Genomic DNA, 23,327 nt, shown 5'->3' with positions numbered 1-23,327 from the left:
ATAGGATGAAATGAAAGTGCTTTTCCACTATCATCCTGTCGCCTAAACGTAAGCGATTGCTTTCACAGATTTCGCCGAGTTTAGGCTCCAACTACATAACACTTCAAATGGTGGGAGCCTTCAATGACACAACTTACGATTACTCGTCCTGACGACTGGCACGTTCATCTACGCGATAGCGACGTATTAAAAGATACAGTGCGCGATATCAGCCGCTACAATGGTCGAGCGTTAATCATGCCAAACACCATCCCACCGGTAACCGATACCGAAATGGCTCTTGCTTACCGTGAACGCATCATGGCAGAGCAACCAAGTGAACAGTTCCAGCCTCTAATGGCACTTTACCTAACAGACAACACAACACCTGATGAAATTCGCAAAGCGAAAGAGTCTGGCGCAGTAGTTGCAGCTAAGCTTTACCCAGCTGGCGCAACAACAAACTCTGATTCAGGCGTAACTTCTGCTAAGAACATCTACCACGTACTAGAAGCAATGCAGGAAGTTGGCATGCTACTTTTGGTACACGGTGAAGTAACGACTCACGATGTTGATATATTTGACCGTGAGAAGCAGTTCCTAGACACAGTACTTGCACCGATTGTGAACGACTTCCCTAACCTGAAGATTGTTCTAGAGCACATCACAACTGCAGATGCTGCGACTTTCGTGAAGAACGCAAATGACAACGTTGCTGCAACCATCACAGCTCACCACTTGCTTTACAACCGTAACCACATGTTGGTTGGCGGCATTAAGCCACACTTCTACTGCCTACCGATTCTTAAGCGTAACACTCACCAATTAGCACTGATTGAAGCGGCAACAAGCGGCAGCAAGAAGTTCTTCTTGGGTACAGACTCTGCACCACACGCGAAAGGCGCTAAAGAGTCAGCATGTGGTTGTGCGGGTTCTTACACTGCGCACGCAGCAGTAGAGCTTTACACAGAAGTGTTCGAGCTAGAAGGTAAGCTTGAGAACCTAGAAGGTTTCGCGAGCCACAACGGTCCTGACTTCTACGGTATCCCACGTAACACAGACACCATCACTCTAGTTAAAGAAGAATGGAACGTTGCTGAAACCATGCCTTTCGGTTCAGACATCGTTGTGCCAATCCGTGGCGGCGAGACTATTGCTTGGTCTGTAAAATAAACGCTCGGAAGGCAAAGTAAATACGTTGTAGATACGTCGTAAATACTTCACCTCAACTAAAAAGGGTCACCCGATTATGGATGACCCTTTTTGTTTAGTATTTAACAAACTCATTGCCGAAGACGTTGTTTAAGTCCTACTTGCCGCGAACCTTCTCTATTACACTCCAAATCGCGACAACAAGTAACCCTGCCACTACACCAACCACGCCATTCAACAGAGTTGGAACAACCGCTGTCGCTATCGTATGTCCACGAAAATCCATAATAATCGGTTCAATTAAATGATGAATCGCAGGAACGTTGTGTACCACAATACCGCCGCCAACCAAGAACATCGCAGCCGTTCCAACCACCGCAAGCATCTTCATTAGCTTTGGTGCAAAGGCGACTAACCCATTACCCAATCTGGTTTTAATGGTACTCCCATTCGATGTTCGTTGGAGGTAGAAACCTAAATCATCCAACTTAACGATACCCGCGACTAAGCCATAAACACCAATCGTCATAACAACCGCAATCAAACTCACGACAATAATCTGAGTAAGGATACTTGTCCCCGTCACGGTACCCAGTGCTATCACGATGATTTCCGCAGACAATATGAAATCGGTACGAATCGCGCCTGCTACCTTTCTCTTCTCATATTCCTCGATGGATTCTCCAGTACTGGTATCCTCCCCCTTTTCGTCATGTTGATGGGCATGCGGGAAGAGCTTCTCTAAAATCTTCTCCGCGCCTTCAAAACAAAGAAACAGACCACCAATCAAAAGCAAAGGCATGATCAACCAAGGAATAAAGGCACTGATCAATAATGCTGCTGGCACTAAAATCAGCTTGTTCTTAAATGAGCCTTTTGCAACCGCCCACACCACTGGGATTTCTCTTTCAGCAGAAACACCTGATACTTGCTGAGCGTTCAGGGCTAAATCGTCACCCAATACGCCTGCGGTTTTTTTAGCTGCCACCTTAGACATCAGTGCGACATCATCCAACACAGTTGCAATGTCATCTAGCAGTGTTAGTAAACTTGCTCCAGCCATTTTGTTGTCTCTTTATAAAGAATTAAACCATCAATAAAATGTAACACCATCAATTCACTCATCAAAGTTATGAGTCTGTAAAAAATAAAGTCACAAGTTGTGTTTTCTATTGCTGTCTCTGTTAGACAGGAATAATCTGTCTTAATCTTTCACGAACATAAAAGAAAAAGTATAGATGAAAAGTGAATCTACCTACCCGATTGGTAAGCCAGGACAAAAGTGGCAACAAGCAGAACGTGAAGCATGGTTAGCTCAAAGAACGGTTAAGCGTGAATACCAACAAGAAGTTGTACCAAAGATTAAAGCACTAGCAGATCGTTTTGACATCGAGCAATACGGCGCGCTGAGCTACGATGAAGCTCGTTTCCCTCTTTTTGCAATCAAGAGCAAAAACTGGGATGCATCAAAACCAACCGTTCTGGTAACAGGCGGTGTTCACGGTTATGAGACAAGTGGTGTACACGGTGCGATCAAATTCGCAGAGACTCAAGCAGAGAAATACGCAGCACATTTCAACATAGTAGTAGCACCTTGTGTAAGCCCTTGGGGTTACGAAGTGATCAACCGCTGGAATCCAAATGCTGTTGATCCAAACCGCTCTTTCTATGACGGTACGCCAGCAGAAGAATCAGAAAACCTACGTGCTTTAGTTGCGTCTCTACCAGAAGTACTGGTTCACGTTGACCTGCACGAGACGACGGATTCTGATGAAACAGAATTCCGACCAGCACTCGCAGCGCGTGATGGTATTGAGTACATCGAAGGTATGATCCCAGACGGTTTCTACACAGTTGGTGATACTGAAAATCCACAACCAGAATTCCAAGCAGCGGTTATTGCTTCGGTCGAAAAAGTGACCCACATTGCACCAGCAGATGCAGACGGCAAGATCATTGGTTCTGAAGTTACCCAACATGGCGTGATCAACTACCCTATGAAGAAGCTAGGCTTGTGTGGTGGTGTGACTGATTGTAAGTACGGCACAACCACTGAGGTTTACCCAGACAGCGACAAAGTGACAGACGAAGAGTGTAATGACGCTCAAGTTGCTGCGGTAGTCGGTGCTTTGGATTACGTAATTCAGCACGAATTAAACGCTTAAGCTAGTACCTAGTTCCCTAGAACTAATCCCTAAAACTAAAAAAGAGCCACAAGTGACGATTCACTTATGGCTTTTTTTTGTCTTTTCTGCTTATCTCTAATTTCTTCTTGGGCATAAAAAAAGCTCCCTTGCACGCGGTGCAAGGGAGCTTTGAATCCGATGACTAGAGTAAGTCCCTATCTAGAAACTTACTTAGTTCGCGATTTACTTAGTTGCTGGAGTAACCGTTTCTTGCCCTTTACCGACTTCTGTCAGTAGGCCTTTCAACAAACTCACACAGCCAATCAGAAGAATGATCGTAAATGGCAATGCAGCAATGATCGTGATCGATTGCAGAGCTTGGATAGATTGAGTACCACCAATCCACAACATCACCATTGCGATAACACCTGAGATAACCGCCCAAACCACTTTCTGTTTCACTGGAACTTCAAGCTTACCACCTGCTGTCATACCATCAATAACGATAGAACCCGAGTCTAGTGTAGTAACGAAGAACACAATGATCAGTGCTACAGCGATAACAGAAAGAATGCTACCAAACGAGTACGCATCTAGCATGTGGAACAAGCTTAGAGAGACATCAGTGATGCCTTGGTCGAGGCCAAGTTGCCCTACATGATTAATCACTTGCTCAATAGCCACGCCACCGAAAATAGACATCCAAGCTGAAGTAACCAATGTTGGGATAATCAGTACGCAAAGCAGGAATTCACGAACCGTACGGCCTTTAGAAATACGCGCTACAAACATACCGAAGAATGGTGCATACGCAACCCACCATGCCCAGTAGAACACAGTCCAACCATGCAGCCATGTTGTGTCTTCACGGCCTGAGCTTTGGCTCAACGCTACAATGTTTTTCACATAGCCAGTCGCAGCCGTCGCCACAGAATCAAGCACTGTTGTGAAGTTAAGAACAGCAATTAAACCAAGGAATACAAACGCAATCACCATGTTCAGGTTACTTAGGAACTTAACGCCACCGTCCATACCACGAAGAACAGAGATGATCGCTAAACCCATAATCAGAACAATAATAGATTGCTGAAGGAAGATGTTGTTTTCCCAGCCGAACACGTGGCTGATACCACTTGCTGCTTGTGTGCCACCTAAACCCAATGAAGTCGCTAGGCCAAACAGAGTAACCAGTACCGTAAGTACATCAATTACATCACCGGTCTTGCCCCATACTCGCTCACCCAAAATTGGGTAGAACACAGAACGCATTGATAATGGTAAGCCTTTGTTGTAAACAAAGTACGCCAAGCAAAGTGCCGTCATGCCATAGATAGCCCATGCATGAAAACCCCAGTGGAATACGGTCGCACCCAGTGCCAGTTCACGGCCTGCTTCTGTAAAAGGTTCAGCATTCAAAGGCGTGCCAAACCAGTTAGTGAAGAACGCGGTCGGCTCTGCAACACCCCAGAAGATAAGCCCAATACCCATACCTGCTGCGAATAACATCGCAATCCAAGATGCCATTGAATAGTCCGCTGTCGCGTCTTCACCACCTAAGCGAACTTTGCCTAGAGGTGAGAATGCAAGAACAACGGCAAAAACTAACATGATGTTAGCTCCCCACATAAACAGGAAGTCAAACTTTGAAAGAACAGCACCCTTAATAGAATCAATTGCAGCTTTAGCATCTGCAGGCGGAAGAGCAAGAAGAGTGATGATAAAAAGAAGAGATAAGCCAACTGAGGCTACGAAGACGGTGTTATGGACATCCATGCCCCATTTACTGACGTTGTCTTGACCAACTTGATAGTCAGTAGAATCGATACTGTATTTTTTTGATTTAAAACTCATAAATTATGATGTTCGCATATCCGAATCAACGAATATAAGGACGCTCTCCATATCCAACTACTACTTGATTGGCTCGCCATACCACCGAAATAAACGTGATAAAAACCACCTCGAGTGGTGATAAATGGACTTACTAGCTCAATCCCAGGCCGCGGATTATAGCACAGCACGAAGCATTTTGACTGAGTTTTAGCTCAATAGTCACCCAAACCAAGGTTAATAGTGATAGTTAAGCTAATAAAAACAGAATTAAACAAACAAATAAAAATGTTTAAATACAGCACTTTAAATAAAAATAACGCACTGTAAAATCTCATTCAAACTTTCTAAAGATAAAATCAACAATAGCCTAATTTATTTATAGCTCTAATAAAAAAGCCCCGCTATAGGGGCGGGGAAATTACCAAAGGTAAAAGAGAAATCAGTATTCAAATGTCAGTGCTACGTCTAGCAGAGCAGCACTTCACATTTCAAAGACAGCACATTAGATCGCGAAGCAAAAACCTAGGTTATAGTCTTCGCCATTTTTTGCCGTGAACTCTTTATCTTCACTTGAAGCGTTCGGTCGACCGCTTTCATCGCCTTTCACTAAACTCACCCAGTGACGAATACCAGAAGAGCGGCTAGCCTCAGTTTGACCAAACGTAGTGCATGTCTCTAATTGGATATCTTGAATATCAACCAACTCCAGACGGCCTGTGCCTTTACGAGCACCGATTGTCACTTCAACGTGTGTACCGCTTTCATCACGGAATAGGATTGCTGAAGGCTTAGATTTATCACCAGTGTAAGCCACAAAGTGTTTAGCGCGTTTCAGACCTGTATGTTCACCATTTTTGAAGTAAACCTGAACGTGTCGGTAGTCAATCTCGTAGCTTACAACATCTTCGTGAGATCCCGACTCAAGAGGAAATAGAGTATCTAGCAACTGTTTCGCCATCTTCTGCTTTTCGAGTTGCTTGTCTGCTTTCACCATTTCGACGGCAAAGACAGCTTCAGCAATAAAAGTTGAATGGTTTCTGTGAAGTTCTGTTTTGTCTAGTGTCAGCATATTCATAATCTATCCCTCGTACGGCTCTGAATTTCAGGTAGGTCAAAAATCCTAATTGACCTTGTTCAAATTTGTTCTTTACTGTGTGTCTTCCATGTTTTTCATACTACTTGTATTTTTTAAACAATTTCACAACAAAAATTTCACAGTGTGAATTTTACTAAATTGCTTTTTTACACAAACAGGCAATTTTAGCCCCCAGCCCTTTATCTAACTGGGTTGAGAGCTCCGAAGAAACACTTTTACGTCTTGTTTGAATTTGTGTAATAACCAACCCCAACCAACTTATTGTCGATAACACGATAGTAAGTGTGCTTGGTTTCGACTTTACTCGACAGCGGATTCAACCATCGATAGGTGTAAACACCTCGGCCGTTTTCCTTCGCGAGATTCAACATCTCAGTAAGAATCGGTTTATCGTCTGGACTTAGGATCTCGCTGTGTGATCGACCGATAAGTTCAGGAGAAACACCGTGTGCAAGCAGCTTTCCAGAGTTCATATCCATCACAAACACATATAAATCCCCTTCCACAAAGCTGCCTTCAGCGTCATTAAACTCGGCAAGGCTTTGTTGCTCCGACTCTACAATTGCAGTCATCGCTCTCGCCAGTAGGTTCTTAGCCTCGGCCGCACTGGAACGCTCTGGGTAATAACCGACAGCGACAATTACATCGCCCACACGCTCAAAGAAAGTCGTTTTCGGCTCACCCATGCGATCGGTCGGGTTCGTCCAGTGATACTTCACTTCACCAAAACCGTTGTGTACCGCTTTGGTGATCATTTCACGGAAAAAAGGATTACCGTAAACATCTTGCGTATCTAAAACACTGTCACCAACCAACACCATAGACGACCCGCCACTGGCAAGGAATTGACCATCAATGCCCAAAGCAAACACATATAGCTCCCCATCGATATATTCAGAGTCACTCATGAAATCTTTAACGCTATCATCCCCCTCTTTTTGAACGTGGACTACTGCCTTCGCCAGCAAAGTTTTAGCTCTTCTTTCAGCCTTACTGACAACATGTGGTTCAGAAATATCGAGCACGTTTACAGGCTTGGCTTCTTTCTCTGTTTCAGAATGTTCGGCACGTAAACTAATGCCACTCACTACAGCAAACACGGCACACCCAATGAGGATTATTCTGGATAAATTCATGGTTATCTCTCCTAATAGCCGACTAAAGACGGTAGCCAAAGCGTGATTTGTGGGAAGAAAGCGATAACGAAAACACCCACAACAGAAGCAAGAACAAAGGGATGGATCTTCGCGGTGATCTGCTCAACCGTGGAGCCCCCTATCCCCGAGGCGACAAAGATATTTTCGCCGAGCGGCGGCGTTGCAAAGCCTATCGATAGGGTACACACCACCACGATGCCCACGTGAGTAGGATCAGCACCCAGCATGTACATAATTGGTAGCAGCACTGGCACAATGATCATGATTGCCGCTAAAGTTTCCATAAACATGCCGATGAACAGCAGCAAGGTAATCGTCAGAGCCCACACCATGTACATGTTGTCGGTGAAACTGAGTAGTGATTCCGCCACAACAACTGGGATTTTTTGCTCAATCAACAAGCGTCCAAACACGGTGGCAGCAAAGAGGATTAACAATACGCGTCCGGTGATCCACGTCGTGGTTGATAGAGATTTCATCACGCTTTTGAACGATAACTCTCGGTGGATAAACACACCCACAAACAGCGAATAGAAAATCGCCACAACCGCTGATTCTGTTGGTGTGAACATGCCGCTGTAGATACCGCCAAGAATCAAGAACGGCGCCAATATCGACCATAACCCGCGACGTAAGTAATGCCTTACATCGCCAAATGACCACGTTTCGGTCAGCCCTTTATAGCCTTCGCGCTTAGCAATGAAGTAGTTGGTCACCACCAGTGTAGACGCCATGATAAAGCCCGGTACAACACCAGCAACAAACAGCTTTGGAATCGATAAAGAAGCAAACTGGCCGTGTTGAGCGATGGCTTCCGGTGGCGCCATTAAGCCCATTGCAGAGATACCAAAGATAACCAAAGGAATGGATGGCGGGATGATAATTCCCAAGCCACCGGATGCAGCCGTAACAGCCGATGCGTAGCTCTTATCATAGTCACGCTTCACCATCGCGGGCACCATTAGCATGCCTACCGCGGCGGTAGTTGCTGGGCCTGAACCCGAGATAGCACCAAAGAAAAGACACGCCATTACCGTTGCCGCGCCAAGCCCGCCAGTTACGGGCCCAGCTAGGCTTTCGGCGATATCGACCAGACGTTTGGAGATACCCGCTGCCTCCATCAATGCGCCCGCAAGAACAAAGGCTGGCAGCGCCATTAATGGGAAGTTACCCACCGAGGTAAACGCGATTTGTACTAAAGCGATGGGATTTTTATCGAGCAACATATAGGCCGCCATCGAAGCGCCGGCCAGTGATACTGTGATTGGTGCGCCTAGGATTAACAGCGTTAAAAAGCCACCAAATAAAATTAGAGTTAAATAGGATTCCATTATTACATCTCTCTATTACGACTATTCTCTGTGATGACTATTGCGCAGACTTTTGTGCCGTCATTTTGCGCAGCTCTTTGACTTCTGGATCTTCGTTGGTTGCGCCTTTGAATAAACGCTCATAGTTGTTCCAGATAATTCGAATCATCATCAGTGAAAACGCGATAGGTAAAATCATGTAGAAGTACTTCATTGGGATACCTGTGGTTTGAGACTTCCAAAACAGATTCATTTTGTTGAACACGAAGTCGTAGCTGAGGTAAACGAAGTAGCCGTTGAAACAGAGCCATAAGAAGTCAGCGATGGTTTCACTCACGGTCTGCACGATTGGCGGAAAGAATTTGAAGTGGAAGCTCACTCGGTTATGCGCCGACATCTTGGCAGCCACAACAGCCCCTAGATAAGCAAACCAAACGAACATGTAAGTAGCGACCTCATCCCCCCAAGGGATAGAGTAATCAAAGAACTGACGAGTAAGGATTTGTGTGAACAGCAATAGGACAAAGCTTGCGAGCAGCAGACAACATATATATTCCTCAATGTTGTTTAAATGCTTTTTTATTGTTTTAGCGACTGACATATAACCTCCAATGTTGATTTCCACATGACAACCAGTCGCTCACGGTCCTAAAAAGATCAGGTACAGAACAGATCAACGAGTACAGCCATGTAAATGCCCTATCTCACTGTTCTATCGCTAGGTGATTAAGTAGCGCAGAACAGCAGATAGGGCGAATCTAATCGTTACTTTCTACCAAGTAATTCAAGAACGTCGTCTAGCTTATCTTTGCCTCCAATGCTTGAGTAGAACTTAGGCCAAACTGACTTAGTCACCTTGCTTATCCACTCTTGCTCGTTGTCTGCTGGGTCTGTGAATACCATGCCTTTCGCTTGTAGCTCTTCGCGAATCTTGTTTTCTGTGTTTTCTAGATAAGCAAAGCTGTGCTCTGTCGCTTCCTGACCTGCTTCAAGGATGATCTTTTGCATTTCAGGTGTCTGTTGTTGGAAGACCGTTTCACTCACGATTAGAGGTTCTAGAGAGAAAATGTAGCGAATGTTGGTCACGTACTTTTGTACTTCGTTGAACTTCATCGCGTGCACTGTGATGTAAGGGTTATCTTGTCCATCTACCACGCCTTGCTGCAGGCCAGTGAAAGTCTCAGACCACGCCATTGGTGTTGGGTTTACACCCCATGCTTGGTAAGAAGCAATCATGATTTCGTTACGAGGAACACGAATCACGAGCCCTTTTAGATCCTCTGGTGAAGCGACGGGCTTTTTCGAGTTAGTCAAAACCCTAAAACCAGAATAAGCCCAACCGACAATACGAACACCAGCATCACGAATCGTGTTATCGACTAAGTCTTGGCCTACTTGGCCTTGAGTCAGTAGCACTGCTTCTTCTGCGCTTTGAATCACGTAAGGCATGGTCAATAGACCGACGGTTGGGGAGAAAGGCGTCACGTTGTTGATCGCCAGTACAGAGAAGTCTAGAAGACCGATTGCCGCATCGTTTACGGTGTCTTGCTCGTTGCCTAATTGGCCGTTCGGGAACAGATCGATTTTCACTTTACCGTCTGTTTTTTGCTCCATCAGTTCAGAGAATGAGGTCGCTAGTTCCCACTGCGTACCACCAGCAGCATCGCCGATAGCCATTTTAAAATTCGCTGCTGCCGCGGTATGAGATAACACCGCTGTTGCTACAATAGTGACACCAGCAATAATTTTATTTTTAATCAATTTCATAGTCTTAACCTTTCCTATCATACAGACTTCCTGCCTGTACTTTGCTCACAAGGTGACCTGGTACAACTTTCCTGGTCGTAGTTCTATTTCCCTATTTTGGAAACAATGTTCGGGTAGTTACAGCCTTTCATCCTTTAACGAATACCACTGATAAAGGAACCGTTGCCCCATTCTTCGAAACGGTGCAAACATCTCTGATTCCACCACTTCCCTCACGTTGGGGAACGGAAGTTTTGATTCAAATATTGGTAGGTCGAGCTTGTGACCTTCACCTGCGATCCACTGAGCAAGGCGTTTACCTGCTTGAGCGGAATACATCACACCATTACCGCCATATCCCAGTGCGTAGAAGATGGATTGTTTTGGATTCGGCTGATAAATTCTCGGCATCATGTCGTGGCTGACATCCACCCAGCCCCACCATGAATAGTCGATTTTGATCTGATCGAGAGACGGGAACTTTCGAGTAAGATCGGCTCTCAACATGTCTTCATATTTCTTTTCGGGGGCGTTCTTGCCACTGATGGCACTGCGTGTACCAATTTGTACTCGGTTATCCGGTAACAAACGGTAGTAGTGGCGCAGAATTCGAGTATCAGTAATCACTTGATTGGTTTTGAAGTTACACTCGGCGATTTCGTCTTGAGTTAACGGACGTGTCACCATCGAGTTAGAAAGCACTGGTAACAAGCGGTTCTTAAGCTCGGAATGCAAACCTTGGCTGGTATACCCACCAGTACAAACACCAACAGAACGCGCCTTCACAACACCACCTGGCGTTTTCAGGTAATGCACACCGCCACGAGTTTCCCAACCCATAACTGGGCTAGATGGGTGAACTTTAACGCCGAGTGCTCGCGCCTTTCTTAGGTAACCAAACGCCAGTTTCCCTGCATGAATACCAATCCCTTCTGGTTCATGCATCGCGCCTGCCGCTTCTTGGTCACCAACGTAATCACGCTTTACAGTTTCCGCATCTAAGATCTGCGCATCGTAATCGAACGTGTCACGCAGCAACTTGGCTTCTTTCTCAAGCGTTGCCATCACTTTTGGACGGTGAGCCACATATAGGTGACCACCCGGTTGTGGGTCACAATCGATGTCTTTGATTAGTGACTTGAACGTTTCCATGCCATCCACACACTCGCGGTGCATTTTTAGCGCCGTTTCTAGGCCCCAGCGTTCAACCCACTGGGAACGCTTTAAACGCCCAGAAGCACACTGTGCCTGACCACCATTTCGGGTACTGCAGCCCCAACTCATACGGTTAGCTTCAATCACAGTCGCTTTAATGCCGTACATTTCAGCAAGGTGTATCGCGGTACTTAGGCCTGTGTAGCCTGAACCGATTATTGCCACATCGACATCCATGTCTGACGTGATTGGGCCATCATCTTCAGGTGGTGCGCCTGCGGTATCTACCCAATAAGTCGGGGCATATTCCTTACCGTGACCTGGGCTCTTGTCTTTAAGTGGATCGTATTTTGGATCGTATTTATCTTTTGCTTGGGTGCTTTTCACCTTTGGCGGCACATCGGCTGCCGGTTGTTCCATTACTAAACTCATAATTCGACTCTCCTAGTCATAACACGTGAACGGGTTGTGGTTTCGTGTCTAGCTCTTGGGAGTGTTGTTAGGAGTTAAAAGAGGTCTTGTTTTACGGAAGGCATTTTTTACGCTGATTTTTCCATCTTTCAGGGTAAACACGTCGACCATGCGAGCTTCAATGACGCTGCCATCTGGGTTCGTCGCAGAAAACGTCGATTCACTCACAGCGCGGTCACCGCACACAAAGTGGACAGGATCGCTCCAAGCCGCATCTGGAAAGTTCTGCCAAACCAATTCAAAGCTATTTCGAACCGCTTCGTACCCTTCGATAGTGTTTCCAAGCAAGCCTTCGCCTGCCACCGTGTGGAATACACAGTCTTCTGTCATGAAAGACATCAGCGCTTCAATATCATGGTTATTCCACGCATCACTAAAAGACTGTAAAAAGGCGGTGTCGACTTGGTTTTCCAGCACGAATGTCGCTGCATTGGTTTGCATATTCATATTCCAGAATCCTTTATGTTTTCGTTATTGGTTTAAATTTCAGTAGCTTTGCGCCACTTTTTTATTAGAGTGTTTAAACTAGATCTGTGAAGATTTAACAACTTGATAACAAGGTTCATCACTCTAACTTCGAGTTAGGTTATAAACAATCTCTAAGCTCACAGATTTCATCTTTTTATAAATTAATTAGTGTTCTAATTTTATTTACTCAAATTTTCACTCACGATATAAGAGGTATAATTAAATTAAAACGTATAAGCCTTTAGTCGAAATCAAAGTCTTGATGATACTTTCGGCCATACTGTTCAAGTTGACGATCATGAGTATTAACTTGCAATTCGATATTGCCGTCACCTTTATTTATGATTTGGTTGTTATCTGCATGTGCTTCGTTTTTTAAATCCGTCAGTTTCTCTTCGACATACTCTGTCGGTTCATTTAAAACATTCATGGATATTAACTCCTTTATCAGTTTTACTTTCACTGATGGAAGAATATGAACGGACACTAGACCGTTTGAATACTCTTTCTCATCGTACAAAGGCTGAATGGCATCATTGCCACCTTCCTTAAATGGGTGAATGGAATACCACTTGTCCTTGCGTGGCTCTTGCTGATCGCAATCCGCCACATTAAATATCTGAGTTTTGTTGATGTTACACGGCGAGCTAAAAACACTAACCCGCTGATAATCAATAGCTTTAATTATATTTATGCAGTCTTTACTTTGGCTATGACACACCGACCAAAGCGCATTTAACAGGTTATCGGTCCATTCCAGCAAACGGGTGGGAAAACCCTGCTTCTTGGCTAAACACATCAATAACCAGTCATTTATGTCGTGTGAGCTCAGCGAGTGACCACCGTAAACTCTCACAGTTGAAAGCAACTCTTGTTCGACACGACGTATGTTCTTACGATTGGAACGACCTAAACTTGGCATTAGGTTATTATTTTCATAATCACACACGTTATACATCAAACCACGTTGGTCACTGCATTCAGTCATTAATGAATCGATTATTTTATACAGTTCTTCGAGCGTGCTGATATAACGTTTATTGTTCATATTTGGTTCCAACCACTCGACAATATAAATAACTAAATTAAAATTTATTCGTTAAAAACTGAAATGTAATAAAATACACAGACTAAAGTCTAATAACTCTATCTACTTATCGGTAATTACTATTTAAAAGCAACTCATAATAATTATTGATAAGTCTCTATTAATGAAACCGAGCACCTATTCACCTTGGTTATTTCATTAGAGCTCTAATATTTAGAGCGAAATAATAGAAATATATGACCCAATACTTAGATAACAGCACTATTAAGAATCTTTAAAAACAACTCACTCGTTGAGCCATTCTGTTTGATCATCCAATTTAAAATTAATGGCTAGTGTTAGAGCTTAATTTGTTTGCCCAACCACATTCTCGATAACTCTTTATCTAGCATTCACGAGACGGTTTTGGTCGGGCAAACTTCCTATGACTTATACGTAGTCTTTGTACTTATCTAGGAAACGAACCGGCGTTGATAGTGCATCTCGGCGGAACGGGTCGCCCAATTCCTGAGTACACATGATTTCAATGATGGTTGTTTTGCCTTCGTTCATTTGCATGTCGATGGCTTTTTGCAGAGTTGGACCTACATCTTCTAGCTTATCGACCGTGATACCTTCAGCGCCCATTGCTCGTGCGATTTCCGCGAAGCTTTGGTTATCCAGTTCACCAGCAACAAAGCGTCGGTTGTAGAAGTCGACTTGGTTCTTCTTCTCGGCACCCCATTGACGGTTGTGGAACACCACGGCTGTCACTGGAATGTTATGACGAACACATGTCATGGTCTCCATCAAACTCATGCCCCACGCACCGTCACCTGCATAAGAGATAGCAGGGCGATGAGGTGCTGCTGCTTTCGCACCAATGATGGTCGGGAATGCGTAACCACAGTTACCGAAACTCATTGCAGCAAAGAAGCTGCGTGGTTTTTCAAAGCGTAAGTAGCTGTTCGCCACTGAGTTGATGTTACCGATATCCGTTGAAACCATTACGTCTTCTGGCATCGCTTTTTCTAGCTCACGCAGTACTTGGCGAGGATGAAGATATTCACCACCAGAGAACGGAGTCTCGTGTGAGTTTTCTTCAATCATATCCAAGCTGAACGAATCACGTTCGTGCGTCCACTCATCAAGCTCTTTTTCCCACAACGCTTTTTCTGTTGCCACTGTGTCTTGGCGAGCGCCTTTGTTGTCATCACACAATAGTGCACGACCTTCTAGTCTTTCAGCTAATGCTACAGCCGCTGCTTTTGCGTCGCCACAAATACCCACAGAAATCTTCTTAACAAGGCCAAGCATCTTGTTGTCTGCATCGATCTGAATGATTTTCGCGTCTTTCGGCCAGTAATCCATGCCATGTTGAGGCAAGGTACCAAATGGACCAAGACGTGTACCCAACGCGATAACCACATCCGCTTGAGCCATTAACTTCATTGCTGCTTTCGAACCTTGGTAGCCTAAAGGACCACACCATAATGGGTGACTAGCAGGGAAAGAGTCATTGTGCAGGTAGCTGTTCACTACAGGTGCACCTAGTCTTTCTGCTAATGCTGCACACTCTTGAACTGCATCTGCCATTACCACACCGCCACCAGAAATGATGACTGGGAATTTCGCTTCAGCAATCAGGTCTGCCGCTTCATTCAGAGACTTCTCACCACCTGGACCACGGTCTAAACGCGCTGGTTTAGGGATCTCGGTTTGAGTTTCACCGTAGAAATAGTCACGTGGGATATTCAGTTGAGTCGGACCCATTTCGCTCATTGCGCGGTCAAAGCATCGACCCGTGTATTCCGCCATACGGTCTGGGTGCGTTACGTGTCCTTGATACTTAGTAAACTCTTGGAACATTGGAAGTTGGTTACACTCTTGGAAACCACCTAAGCCCATTGTTTTAGTGCCAGTCTCTGGCGTCACAATCACGACTGGGCTGTGTGCCCAGAATGCCGCTGCAATCGCAGTTACACAGTTACTGATACCCGGGCCATTCTGCCCGATAACCACGCCATGGCGACCAGATACACGAGAATAACCATCTGCCATGTGAGCAGCACCTTGCTCGTGTACCACTGGGACCAATCGAATGCCAGCAGGAGCAAAGATATCCATTGCGTCCATAAATGCTGACCCCATGATGCCGAACATGTCGGTAACATCATTAGCAACCATAGTTTCAACGAACGCTTCTGATGGTGTCATTGTTACTGTGCCGGAAACAACCGTACGTTTTTCTTGCTCACTCATTCTTCCATTCTCCTTGAGTTAACCAAAATTTCATTTTTCGGAATGAATTGTCTCTTTTTCGAATTCATTTTCACCTTAGTAGTAGATTTTTTGCGCGTCAACTTTTTATACTAAATTGGAACAATTCATTCTAATTAATAAAACTGGATCACATTATTGATAGTTTTTCGTACAAAAAGTGCCGTTAACTTAGAGTGAGCTGTTAATAATCGATGACATATCGCCCATCGCGGCAGTCAATGGAAGCTATTGAGAGGGAAGAAAAATGAATGACGCGGAATTGATACCAACGCAACCAGTAAGTGTGAGAGAGTGTTTTGGCATCGACAGCAACCTAACCGTACTGGCGTTTGAACATGCGGGAGAGTATGTACCCAAGGTCGATCCTAACTACTGTTTTGATCCTGAAGTAACACTAGCGATATTGGCGGGTTTCACCTCTAATCGCCGCACCTTGATACAAGGTACACACGGAACGGGTAAGTCTTCTCACATTGAACAAATTGCCGCGAGGTTGAACTGGCCGTGTTTGAGGATCAACCTAGACGGGCACTTAAGCCGATTAGATTTCATAGGAAAGGACAGCATCGTCATTAAAGATGGAATGCAGGTGACAGAGTTTAAAGAAGGCATTCTTCCGCAAAGTATCCAGCAACCCATCGCTCTGGTATTAGACGAATACGATGCAGGACGACCAGATGTGATGTTTGTGATTCAACAACTCTTAGAGCAAGACGGAAAATACACCTCTTTAGAGCAAAACCGAGTGATCACGCCTCACCCTTCTTTCCGCCTATTTGCTACCTGTAACACACTTGGTTTAGGTAATTTCTCGGGGTTGTATTCCGGTACTCAAGTGCTTAACCATAGCCAGCTTGACCGATGGAACATCATCGCCACGCTTAACTATTTAGATCCACAACATGAAACTAAGATCGTGTTATCCAAGCGCCCAGAGATGAACAGTGAAATCGGTCAGCAGTTAGTTGAGAAAATGATCGCAACTGCTGGGTTAACACGAAATGGTTTTAGAGCAGGCGATCTGTCGACGGTAATGTCTCCGAGAACCGTGATCACATGGGCCGAAAATATCCGAATATTCGATAACGTAGCCACGGCATTTAGGCTTTCATTCCTAAACCGTTGTGAAGATGAAGAGAAAGAGTTGGTAAGCGAATATTACTTCCGCTGCTTTGGTGAGGCCCTAGAAACGCCTACTCAGAGTTATGCGCAGTCGGAGTCGTAAACCATGGCCAATGTTTCTTCTCAGCAGAAAAAGATCCTCGACCTTGGTGTGTCTGTCGCTAGAGCGATCAGTGGTGAATTGAACCTGAATTATCGGGGAGAGCGTCTCTATAACGGTAATAGCCCCTGCTATTATCAGTCTGCACACACCAACGATCTCACCTTTGTTTCTCGCCATGATTTAACAAACAGCAAGCTCTCAATGCAAGGCAAGATCGATTCATCGGCACTGAGACTATTGTTGTCAGATACTGATCTTCACTATTCATTACGACCAAAAAACGAAGTCGAACGTCTGTTATATGATTTCTGCGAACAAGTACGAATCGAATCACAAGTCCCGTCCTACCTAAAAGGTGTGACTAAGAGCATTCAGTTCAACTTTGCGTATTGGAGCGACCAATATCATCAAAATGGCTTTACTGAATCTCGAATTGGAATGTTACTGTTCACGCTGATACAAGTCATCCACACCCGTTTAACCAATGTCCCAGTTTCGGAACCGATTGCCGAAACCATTGAATCAACTCGTGCGGGCATCGTGCCTATTTTCGGAAGCAGCTTGAAGCGCTTGAAGGAACATCGAGGAGACCAACAACAGTTTGCTCACTGCGCCAATGAACTGGCCTCTTTAGCGCAAGAACTCATCAACCAAGAACAAGAGAGTAATAACTCGCCAACCCCTACGGTTGAAGAAGACATCAAGATCCTCGCGCAGCTGGCTCTTATAGTTGATGGCGACATTCAAGATGAAGACGTCGATACCGACATAACAGGCAGCAGCAAGGTGTTCGAGCTGTCGGGCGCCAATTATCAGATTTATAACTCAGAGTTTGATCAAGTGGTCGCTGCAGATAAGACCGTCAGGCTCGCCCTGTTACTCGAACTGAGGCAAAAGCTCACCGATGACATTATGGCGAGACAAGTGAACACCCGCCGTTTAGCCGCTATGCTCACCAGCTTTGTTGCGACGCCCCAAAGGAATCGACGTCAGGATCATTTGGAAGAAGGCATCGTCAACGCCACCACTATCACCAAACTCATCACATCACCGTTGGATCGTGCTGTCTTTTATCAACCTGACATTGGCGCATCTCATCAATGTGCCATCACATTTCTAATGGACTGCTCAGGCTCAATGCAAAAACACAGTCACAAACTGAGTCTACTAATGGATACGATTCTCAAATCCGTCGGGCTAGCCAACATCCCTTTCGAGATTATCGGCTTCACCACCAACAACTGGAATGGTGGCAAGGTTTATCGGCAGTGGCTAAAGCAAGGCCAACCGAAATACCCAGGCCGATTAAACGAAGTTCGACACATTGTGTTTAAGGATTTTGATACCCATTGGAGACGCTCTCGCCTTGGCATTGCTAGCCTTCGAAAAGCAGATATCTTTAAAGAAGGGATTGATGGCGAAGCGGTTCAGTTCGCTAGCCAGCGCTTGCAGCAACATAGCGCACAGCGAAAGGTGTTGATTGTATTCTCAGACGGCTGCCCGATGGATACCGCCACCAGCACAGCCAATGATCAGTTCTATTTGGATAACCATCTCAAACAAGTGATTGAGCGCGAGTCGACCAAAAACGGTATCGAAATTCATGGCGTGGGAATGGGCGTCGATTTAAGCCCGTACTATCGCAGTAACATCACTTTAGATGTGCAAGAGAGCTGCTTGTATGGGGTATCTAAAAGTATCTTTGAGATACTAAAGCGTGTTTAAACAGAAAGGCTTAGGCTAGCAAACCGCTAGCCTCCTTTGTCGAGAATGGTTAGGAAGAGCCAAGCAACGACCATGCAGAGACAGCCATCAAATACCCACCAATCAACATCAACACCATAAATACTAACTTTCTGAGTTGGTCATTCGACAACGGCGGCGGGAAGCGCCGAGCAAACATAGTCACAAGCGCCACCAAGGGAACAGCAATAGCAGACAACCACAGTATGCTCGCTTCCATGTCACCTGCCGCGTAGACATTGACGGTACGAGACATCGACGTACAAGCGAACACCATCAACAGTGTGCTCCGTACCAGATCGAGCGTAAAAGGCTGCCGATAGAGATGATAAACAATCGGTGGACCCGCCATCCCAAACAGCCCTCCCGCTAGGCCAGAACTAAAACCAGACACCAAGAAGGATACGGTTGCCGAACGATCTTTTCTGGTTTTAGGTTTGAACATAAAGCTCAGACCTGCGAATAACACCATTGCCCCCAATAACCCTCTCAGGATATGCGTTGCCGACTCACTCAACTCGTCCAGCAAGAACACCCCCAACGACACACCGGGGATAATACCGATCACCAACACAACCAGTATCTTGAGTTCCCCAAGCAGTGGCTTACCCATCAACGCAACCAAGCAATTAAACAAGGTCACGATACTGACCACGGCAGCAATCACGGGCAACGAGACCAGATTAAGGCTGACCGTAAGACCAATCACGATAATGCCGAGCCCAAACCCCGTGACGGTTTGGAAATAGGTACCTACCGCAATGGTGGCAAGAATGGCGAGTAAAACAGGTAACTCCATTGGCAATCCTAATTAGGTGTTTTTACTTAGTATGAGTGCGAGCTTTAAGTGTGAGCCTCAGTACCTAAACTCAAATTCTGAATCTTCTCTTTCTTTAGCTTCTTGAGCTTCAGCGTCAACATCTATTGTTGAATTTGCCGTTTTACTTTGTTGTGCTTGCACGGCAGTCACAGCGATTACATTGAAGATATCTTCGGCGCTGCATCCTCTGGATAAATCATTGGCAGGTTGATTCAACCCTTGCAACAACGGACCAATCGCGACTGCACCACCTAGCCTTTCAGCAAGTTTGTAACCGATGTTGCCAGCTTCTAAGTTGGGAAATATCAACACGTTGGATTCACCCTTTACCTCGGAATCGGGCAACTTTTTCGCCGCAATTTCAGTGACAATCGCCGCGTCGAGTTGAACATCCTGATCAACCGCAATTCCCGGGCAACGCTGCTTCACTAGCTGGGCTGCATTACGCACCTTATCGACTGATTCGTGTTTGGCACTTCCATTGGTCGAAAACGACAACATCGCCACTTTAGGTTCTTCCATCAATAGCGTTTGAGCACTGTTTGATGCCGCCACTGCAATTGATGCAAGTTCAGTTTCATTGGGGTTAATCACCAAACCACAATCACTGAAAATCATGCCGCCTTTAAGATTATGGAAAGGCTCGCACAACATCATTAAAAAGAAACTCGAGACCAATTCACTGTCTGGTGCTGGGCCGATAATCTGCAGCGCAGCTCGCACCACATCTGACGTGGTATAAACCGCGCCATTGACCGTGCCGTCTACTAACCCTTCTCTCATCATCAAGTTGGCAAAAATCAGTGGGTCTTTAACCTTCTCCAATGCATCTTCATAAGTCATGCCTTTGGCTTTTCTTAACTCATACAGACGTTCAGCTAACACAGCTTTAAGTGCTGATGTTTGTGGTGAAACAATATGAATGCCCGCGAGGTTAATATGATGTAACTGAGCGGCTTCGATAATCGCCTTTTCATCACCTACTAGCGTGATATAAGCAAGCTGTTTATCTATCGCTAATCGTGCCGCTTTCAGCACACGAGGGTCTTCCGCCTCGCTCAAAACCACACGCTTACGATCTAAGTGCGCCTTATCAATAATCCGTTCAATTGCTTTCATTTTAAAAATTCCATTTATTGAGATTAATTGTTCCATAATTTACATTTATATTATTGAAATAATAAAAAAGGTCAAATTTTATTCAGATAATTGAAGAATATTGATTTGGTATGTACACTCTTACACATAGACATATCGCAAGGATGAATCACTGTATGCAAACAGAAACACCACAAGTTCAAGGAGATACGCCCACTCTCCGACTTTTTGCACTATTAGAGGTGATAGCGCAAAAAGACGAGTTTATTTCCCTTCAAGGGCTCGTCGAAGAAACAGGACTACCGAAGCCCACTCTGCACCGTATGCTGCAACAATTAGAATCCGCAGGCATCATTCAAAGAGACGGTGATGAAAAGCATTACAGCTCTGGTATTCGACTCAGAAAACTTGCAGAAAACCTACTGTTCAACAGCACCATGCACAGTGCACGACGCACGATTCTTGAAAACCTTCGAGCAGAAGTCGGCGAAAGCTGCAACCTAACCGCACTATCGAGCGGTGAGATCATCTACCTTGACCGTGCAGAGACCGAAGCACCACTTCGCTTCCACCTACAACCCGGCTCTCGCGTTCCTGTTCACTGCTCTGCGACAGGCAAACTGTTTTTGGCTCACATGTCGAAATCACAACGCAGAAGACTGATCGAAAATGTGCCGCTGACTCAGTACACAGTGAAAACCATCACCGACTACTCAGTGTTAGAGCAAGATATCGAAGAAGCGAAGATCCAAGGCTTTGCGATTGATGACGAAGAGTTTCTGCCGGGTTTGGTGTGTATTGCGGTACTCATTCCATCGCCTACGGGCCAATCTAATCTCGGCTTAGCAATCCAAGCACCTGTGATTCGAGTAAAGCCAGATGAAGCGATTAAGTTCCTACCTGCTCTACAAAAAGCCGCGAAAGCACTGGCGAAGATAGAAGCAGACAACTGGGCGCAAGAATAACCTTGGCAAGCTAATGTGAATCATCAGCTCTGCCATAGACATCAACTCAATAACAGCACCAACACGTGTTAAGTAATCATCAAGAAGGAATCACATGCTAGAAATTAATAACCAGCGCTTACTCTCTTTTATGGTGACAGAAGCGAATAACGCGGTTGCCGTGACCAATCCAGCAACAGGTGAGCTTATTGGGCATGCGCCTATCTCATCTGAGGCGGAATTGGACAGTGCTATCGAGCGAGCTCATATTGCGCAGAAAGAGTGGGCGAAAATTCCGGCTAAATCTCGCGCTGCAATACTAAAAGCTTGGCATCAACTGATCCTCGAAAACAAGGATGACCTTGCTCATTTAATGACGATAGAACAAGGCAAGCCATTGGCAGAAGCCGCGGGCGAAGTGGTTTATGGCGCAAGCTTTATTGAATGGTTCGCCGAAGAAGCTAAGCGCACTTATGGTGACTCGATTCCAAGCACCGCCGGGGATAAGCGTTTGGTGACGATCAAGCAGCCGATTGGCGTCGCATGTGCCATCACACCGTGGAACTTCCCGATTGCGATGATCACTCGTAAAGCTGCGCCTGCATTGGCGGCTGGGTGTAGTTTTATTGTGAAGCCTTCTGACGAAACGCCACTTTCTGCGTTTGCTGTTGTTGAGCTGGCTTACCAAGCGGGTATCCCTAAAGATCTGCTTCAAGTGGTATTGGGTGACAGCCCAGAACAGATTGGTGAGCTATTCACATCACATCCATTGATCAAGAAGATCTCTTTTACTGGTTCTACTCGCGTCGGCAGTATCTTGATGGCTCAAGCGGCAAAAGGCATCAAACGCACCTCGATGGAACTTGGCGGTAATGCTCCGTTTGTTGTGTTTGACGATGCGGACATCGATGCTGCGGTTCAAGGCGCAATGGCTTCGAAATTCCGTAATGCAGGCCAAACCTGTGTTTGTGCTAACCGATTCTATGTTCATAGCAAAGTGCACGATGAGTTTGTGGCTAAATTCGACCAAGCAGTGCAGCAGCTCAAAATTGGCAACGGCTTAGACGCGGGCGTCAACATTGGCCCAGTGATTAGTGAAAGAGCAAAACAGAACATCCAAGGTTTGATTGACCGCGCCATTGAACAAGGTGCCCAGCCTGTCACCCCAGCTCAAGAGCTTGCGGGATTGTTCATTCAGCCTGTCATTCTTAAAGACGTGAAGCACGATATGGACATCGTTCAACAAGAGATCTTTGGCCCTGTCGCTCCTGTTATGAAGTTCGACAGCGATGAAGAGCTGATCGAAATGGCAAACGACACCATTTATGGTTTAGCGTCTTACTTCTACAGCCAGAATATCCACCGAGTATGGAAGGTAGCAGAAGCGCTTGAGTACGGTATGGTTGGCATTAACGACGGCATGATCTCAACTGAGGTTGCACCTTTCGGTGGGGTTAAGCAATCAGGTATTGGCCGTGAAGGTGCTAAAGAAGGCATCGATGAGTACATGGATATAAAGTATTTATGTTTTGGTAGCAACTAAGCTTCGTTGGGAACTAAGGTTTTGGCGAAAATTAGGTTTGGTGGGAGATAAGATAACTGTTTTTCATTTCTAATCTCTGATCCCGAATCCAATCTCAGATCCCGTACCTAACTAAAAGCTAAAAAAAAAGCCGCGCTATAAAGCGCGGCAC

The 23,327-nt window shown here is 45.4% G+C and carries 19 protein-coding genes; 6 read left to right on the top strand and 13 right to left on the bottom strand.

Annotated elements, in window-relative coordinates:
* The first annotated feature begins 123 nt into the window (after positions 1-123).
* The gene (gene pyrC / locus AB8613_RS20190) at positions 124-1,152 is read left to right on the top strand and encodes a dihydroorotase (RefSeq protein WP_372384849.1); all 1,029 of its coding nucleotides are present in this window, start codon (positions 124-126) and stop codon (positions 1,150-1,152) included.
* Between the two features lie 136 nt (positions 1,153-1,288).
* On the opposite strand, the gene AB8613_RS20185 is transcribed toward pyrC, so the two are convergent.
* Positions 1,289-2,194, bottom strand: coding sequence for a DUF808 domain-containing protein (locus AB8613_RS20185; RefSeq protein ID WP_372384848.1), 906 nt, complete (start codon positions 2,192-2,194; stop codon positions 1,289-1,291).
* A 175-nt stretch (positions 2,195-2,369) separates the two neighbouring features.
* On the opposite strand from AB8613_RS20185, the gene AB8613_RS20180 reads away from it, so the two are divergent.
* Positions 2,370-3,296, top strand: coding sequence for a M14 family metallocarboxypeptidase (locus tag AB8613_RS20180; RefSeq protein WP_372384847.1), 927 nt, complete (start codon positions 2,370-2,372; stop codon positions 3,294-3,296).
* A 204-nt stretch (positions 3,297-3,500) separates the two neighbouring features.
* Here the strand turns inward: AB8613_RS20180 and AB8613_RS20175 are convergent, their stop codons facing one another.
* From AB8613_RS20175 to xsc, 10 genes are all read right to left on the bottom strand, one after another.
* Complete coding sequence (locus AB8613_RS20175; RefSeq protein WP_146490944.1) at positions 3,501-5,108, bottom strand: BCCT family transporter; 1,608 nt, start codon at positions 5,106-5,108, stop codon at positions 3,501-3,503.
* A 484-nt stretch (positions 5,109-5,592) separates the two neighbouring features.
* Positions 5,593-6,165, bottom strand: coding sequence for a malate synthase (locus AB8613_RS20170; protein ID WP_017059967.1), 573 nt, complete (start codon positions 6,163-6,165; stop codon positions 5,593-5,595).
* A gap of 236 nt (positions 6,166-6,401) precedes the next feature.
* Complete coding sequence (locus tag AB8613_RS20165; protein ID WP_327784780.1) at positions 6,402-7,322, bottom strand: cache domain-containing protein; 921 nt, start codon at positions 7,320-7,322, stop codon at positions 6,402-6,404.
* Between the two features lie 11 nt (positions 7,323-7,333).
* Positions 7,334-8,674 carry a TRAP transporter large permease gene (locus tag AB8613_RS20160; protein WP_017064290.1) on the bottom strand — a complete coding sequence of 447 codons (1,341 nt, stop codon included), beginning with the start codon at positions 8,672-8,674 and terminating at the stop codon, positions 7,334-7,336.
* 37 nt (positions 8,675-8,711) lie between these two features.
* A complete protein-coding gene (locus AB8613_RS20155) occupies positions 8,712-9,254 on the bottom strand; it encodes a TRAP transporter small permease (RefSeq protein WP_372384846.1) in 543 nt (180 codons plus the stop codon).
* Positions 9,255-9,418: 164 nt separating this feature from the next.
* A complete protein-coding gene (locus AB8613_RS20150; RefSeq protein WP_017059971.1) occupies positions 9,419-10,420 on the bottom strand; it encodes a TRAP transporter substrate-binding protein in 1,002 nt (333 codons plus the stop codon).
* 117 nt (positions 10,421-10,537) lie between these two features.
* The gene (locus tag AB8613_RS20145) at positions 10,538-11,986 is read right to left on the bottom strand and encodes an FAD-binding oxidoreductase (protein WP_332408888.1); all 1,449 of its coding nucleotides are present in this window, start codon (positions 11,984-11,986) and stop codon (positions 10,538-10,540) included.
* A gap of 48 nt (positions 11,987-12,034) precedes the next feature.
* Positions 12,035-12,472: a nuclear transport factor 2 family protein gene (locus tag AB8613_RS20140; RefSeq protein ID WP_017633372.1), complete on the bottom strand. Its 438-nt coding sequence runs from the start codon at positions 12,470-12,472 to the stop codon at positions 12,035-12,037.
* A 262-nt stretch (positions 12,473-12,734) separates the two neighbouring features.
* Positions 12,735-13,541, bottom strand: coding sequence for an FRG domain-containing protein (locus AB8613_RS20135; protein ID WP_372385785.1), 807 nt, complete (start codon positions 13,539-13,541; stop codon positions 12,735-12,737).
* A gap of 429 nt (positions 13,542-13,970) precedes the next feature.
* A complete protein-coding gene (gene xsc, locus AB8613_RS20130; protein ID WP_050643312.1) occupies positions 13,971-15,782 on the bottom strand; it encodes a sulfoacetaldehyde acetyltransferase in 1,812 nt (603 codons plus the stop codon).
* Between the two features lie 265 nt (positions 15,783-16,047).
* Here xsc and AB8613_RS20125 point away from each other — a divergent pair, with 265 nt between their 5' ends.
* Both AB8613_RS20125 and AB8613_RS20120 read left to right on the top strand, forming a co-directional pair.
* A complete protein-coding gene (locus AB8613_RS20125) occupies positions 16,048-17,028 on the top strand; it encodes an AAA family ATPase (protein WP_372385783.1) in 981 nt (326 codons plus the stop codon).
* Between the two features lie 3 nt (positions 17,029-17,031).
* The gene (locus AB8613_RS20120; RefSeq protein WP_372385781.1) at positions 17,032-18,753 is read left to right on the top strand and encodes a cobalamin biosynthesis protein CobT; all 1,722 of its coding nucleotides are present in this window, start codon (positions 17,032-17,034) and stop codon (positions 18,751-18,753) included.
* Between the two features lie 49 nt (positions 18,754-18,802).
* On the opposite strand, the gene AB8613_RS20115 is transcribed toward AB8613_RS20120, so the two are convergent.
* Both AB8613_RS20115 and pta read right to left on the bottom strand, forming a co-directional pair.
* Positions 18,803-19,570, bottom strand: coding sequence for a TSUP family transporter (locus tag AB8613_RS20115; protein ID WP_372385779.1), 768 nt, complete (start codon positions 19,568-19,570; stop codon positions 18,803-18,805).
* Between the two features lie 57 nt (positions 19,571-19,627).
* Complete coding sequence (gene pta / locus AB8613_RS20110) at positions 19,628-20,710, bottom strand: phosphate acetyltransferase (RefSeq protein ID WP_372385778.1); 1,083 nt, start codon at positions 20,708-20,710, stop codon at positions 19,628-19,630.
* Positions 20,711-20,865: 155 nt separating this feature from the next.
* On the opposite strand from pta, the gene AB8613_RS20105 reads away from it, so the two are divergent.
* Together AB8613_RS20105 and AB8613_RS20100 are read left to right on the top strand one after the other, a co-directional pair.
* On the top strand, positions 20,866-21,654 hold the full coding sequence (locus AB8613_RS20105; protein WP_061038008.1) for an IclR family transcriptional regulator: 789 nt from the start codon (positions 20,866-20,868) through the stop codon (positions 21,652-21,654).
* Positions 21,655-21,748: 94 nt separating this feature from the next.
* Positions 21,749-23,176 (top strand): NAD-dependent succinate-semialdehyde dehydrogenase, encoded by a 1,428-nt coding sequence (locus AB8613_RS20100; protein ID WP_372385777.1) that lies wholly within the window; start codon positions 21,749-21,751, stop codon positions 23,174-23,176.
* Positions 23,177-23,327: the final 151 nt, after the last annotated feature.

Source organism: Vibrio sp. BS-M-Sm-2, from assembly GCF_041504345.1.
GTDB lineage: Bacteria > Pseudomonadota > Gammaproteobacteria > Enterobacterales > Vibrionaceae > Vibrio > Vibrio satsumensis.
This window is presented reverse-complemented; position numbering and strand designations above follow the sequence as displayed.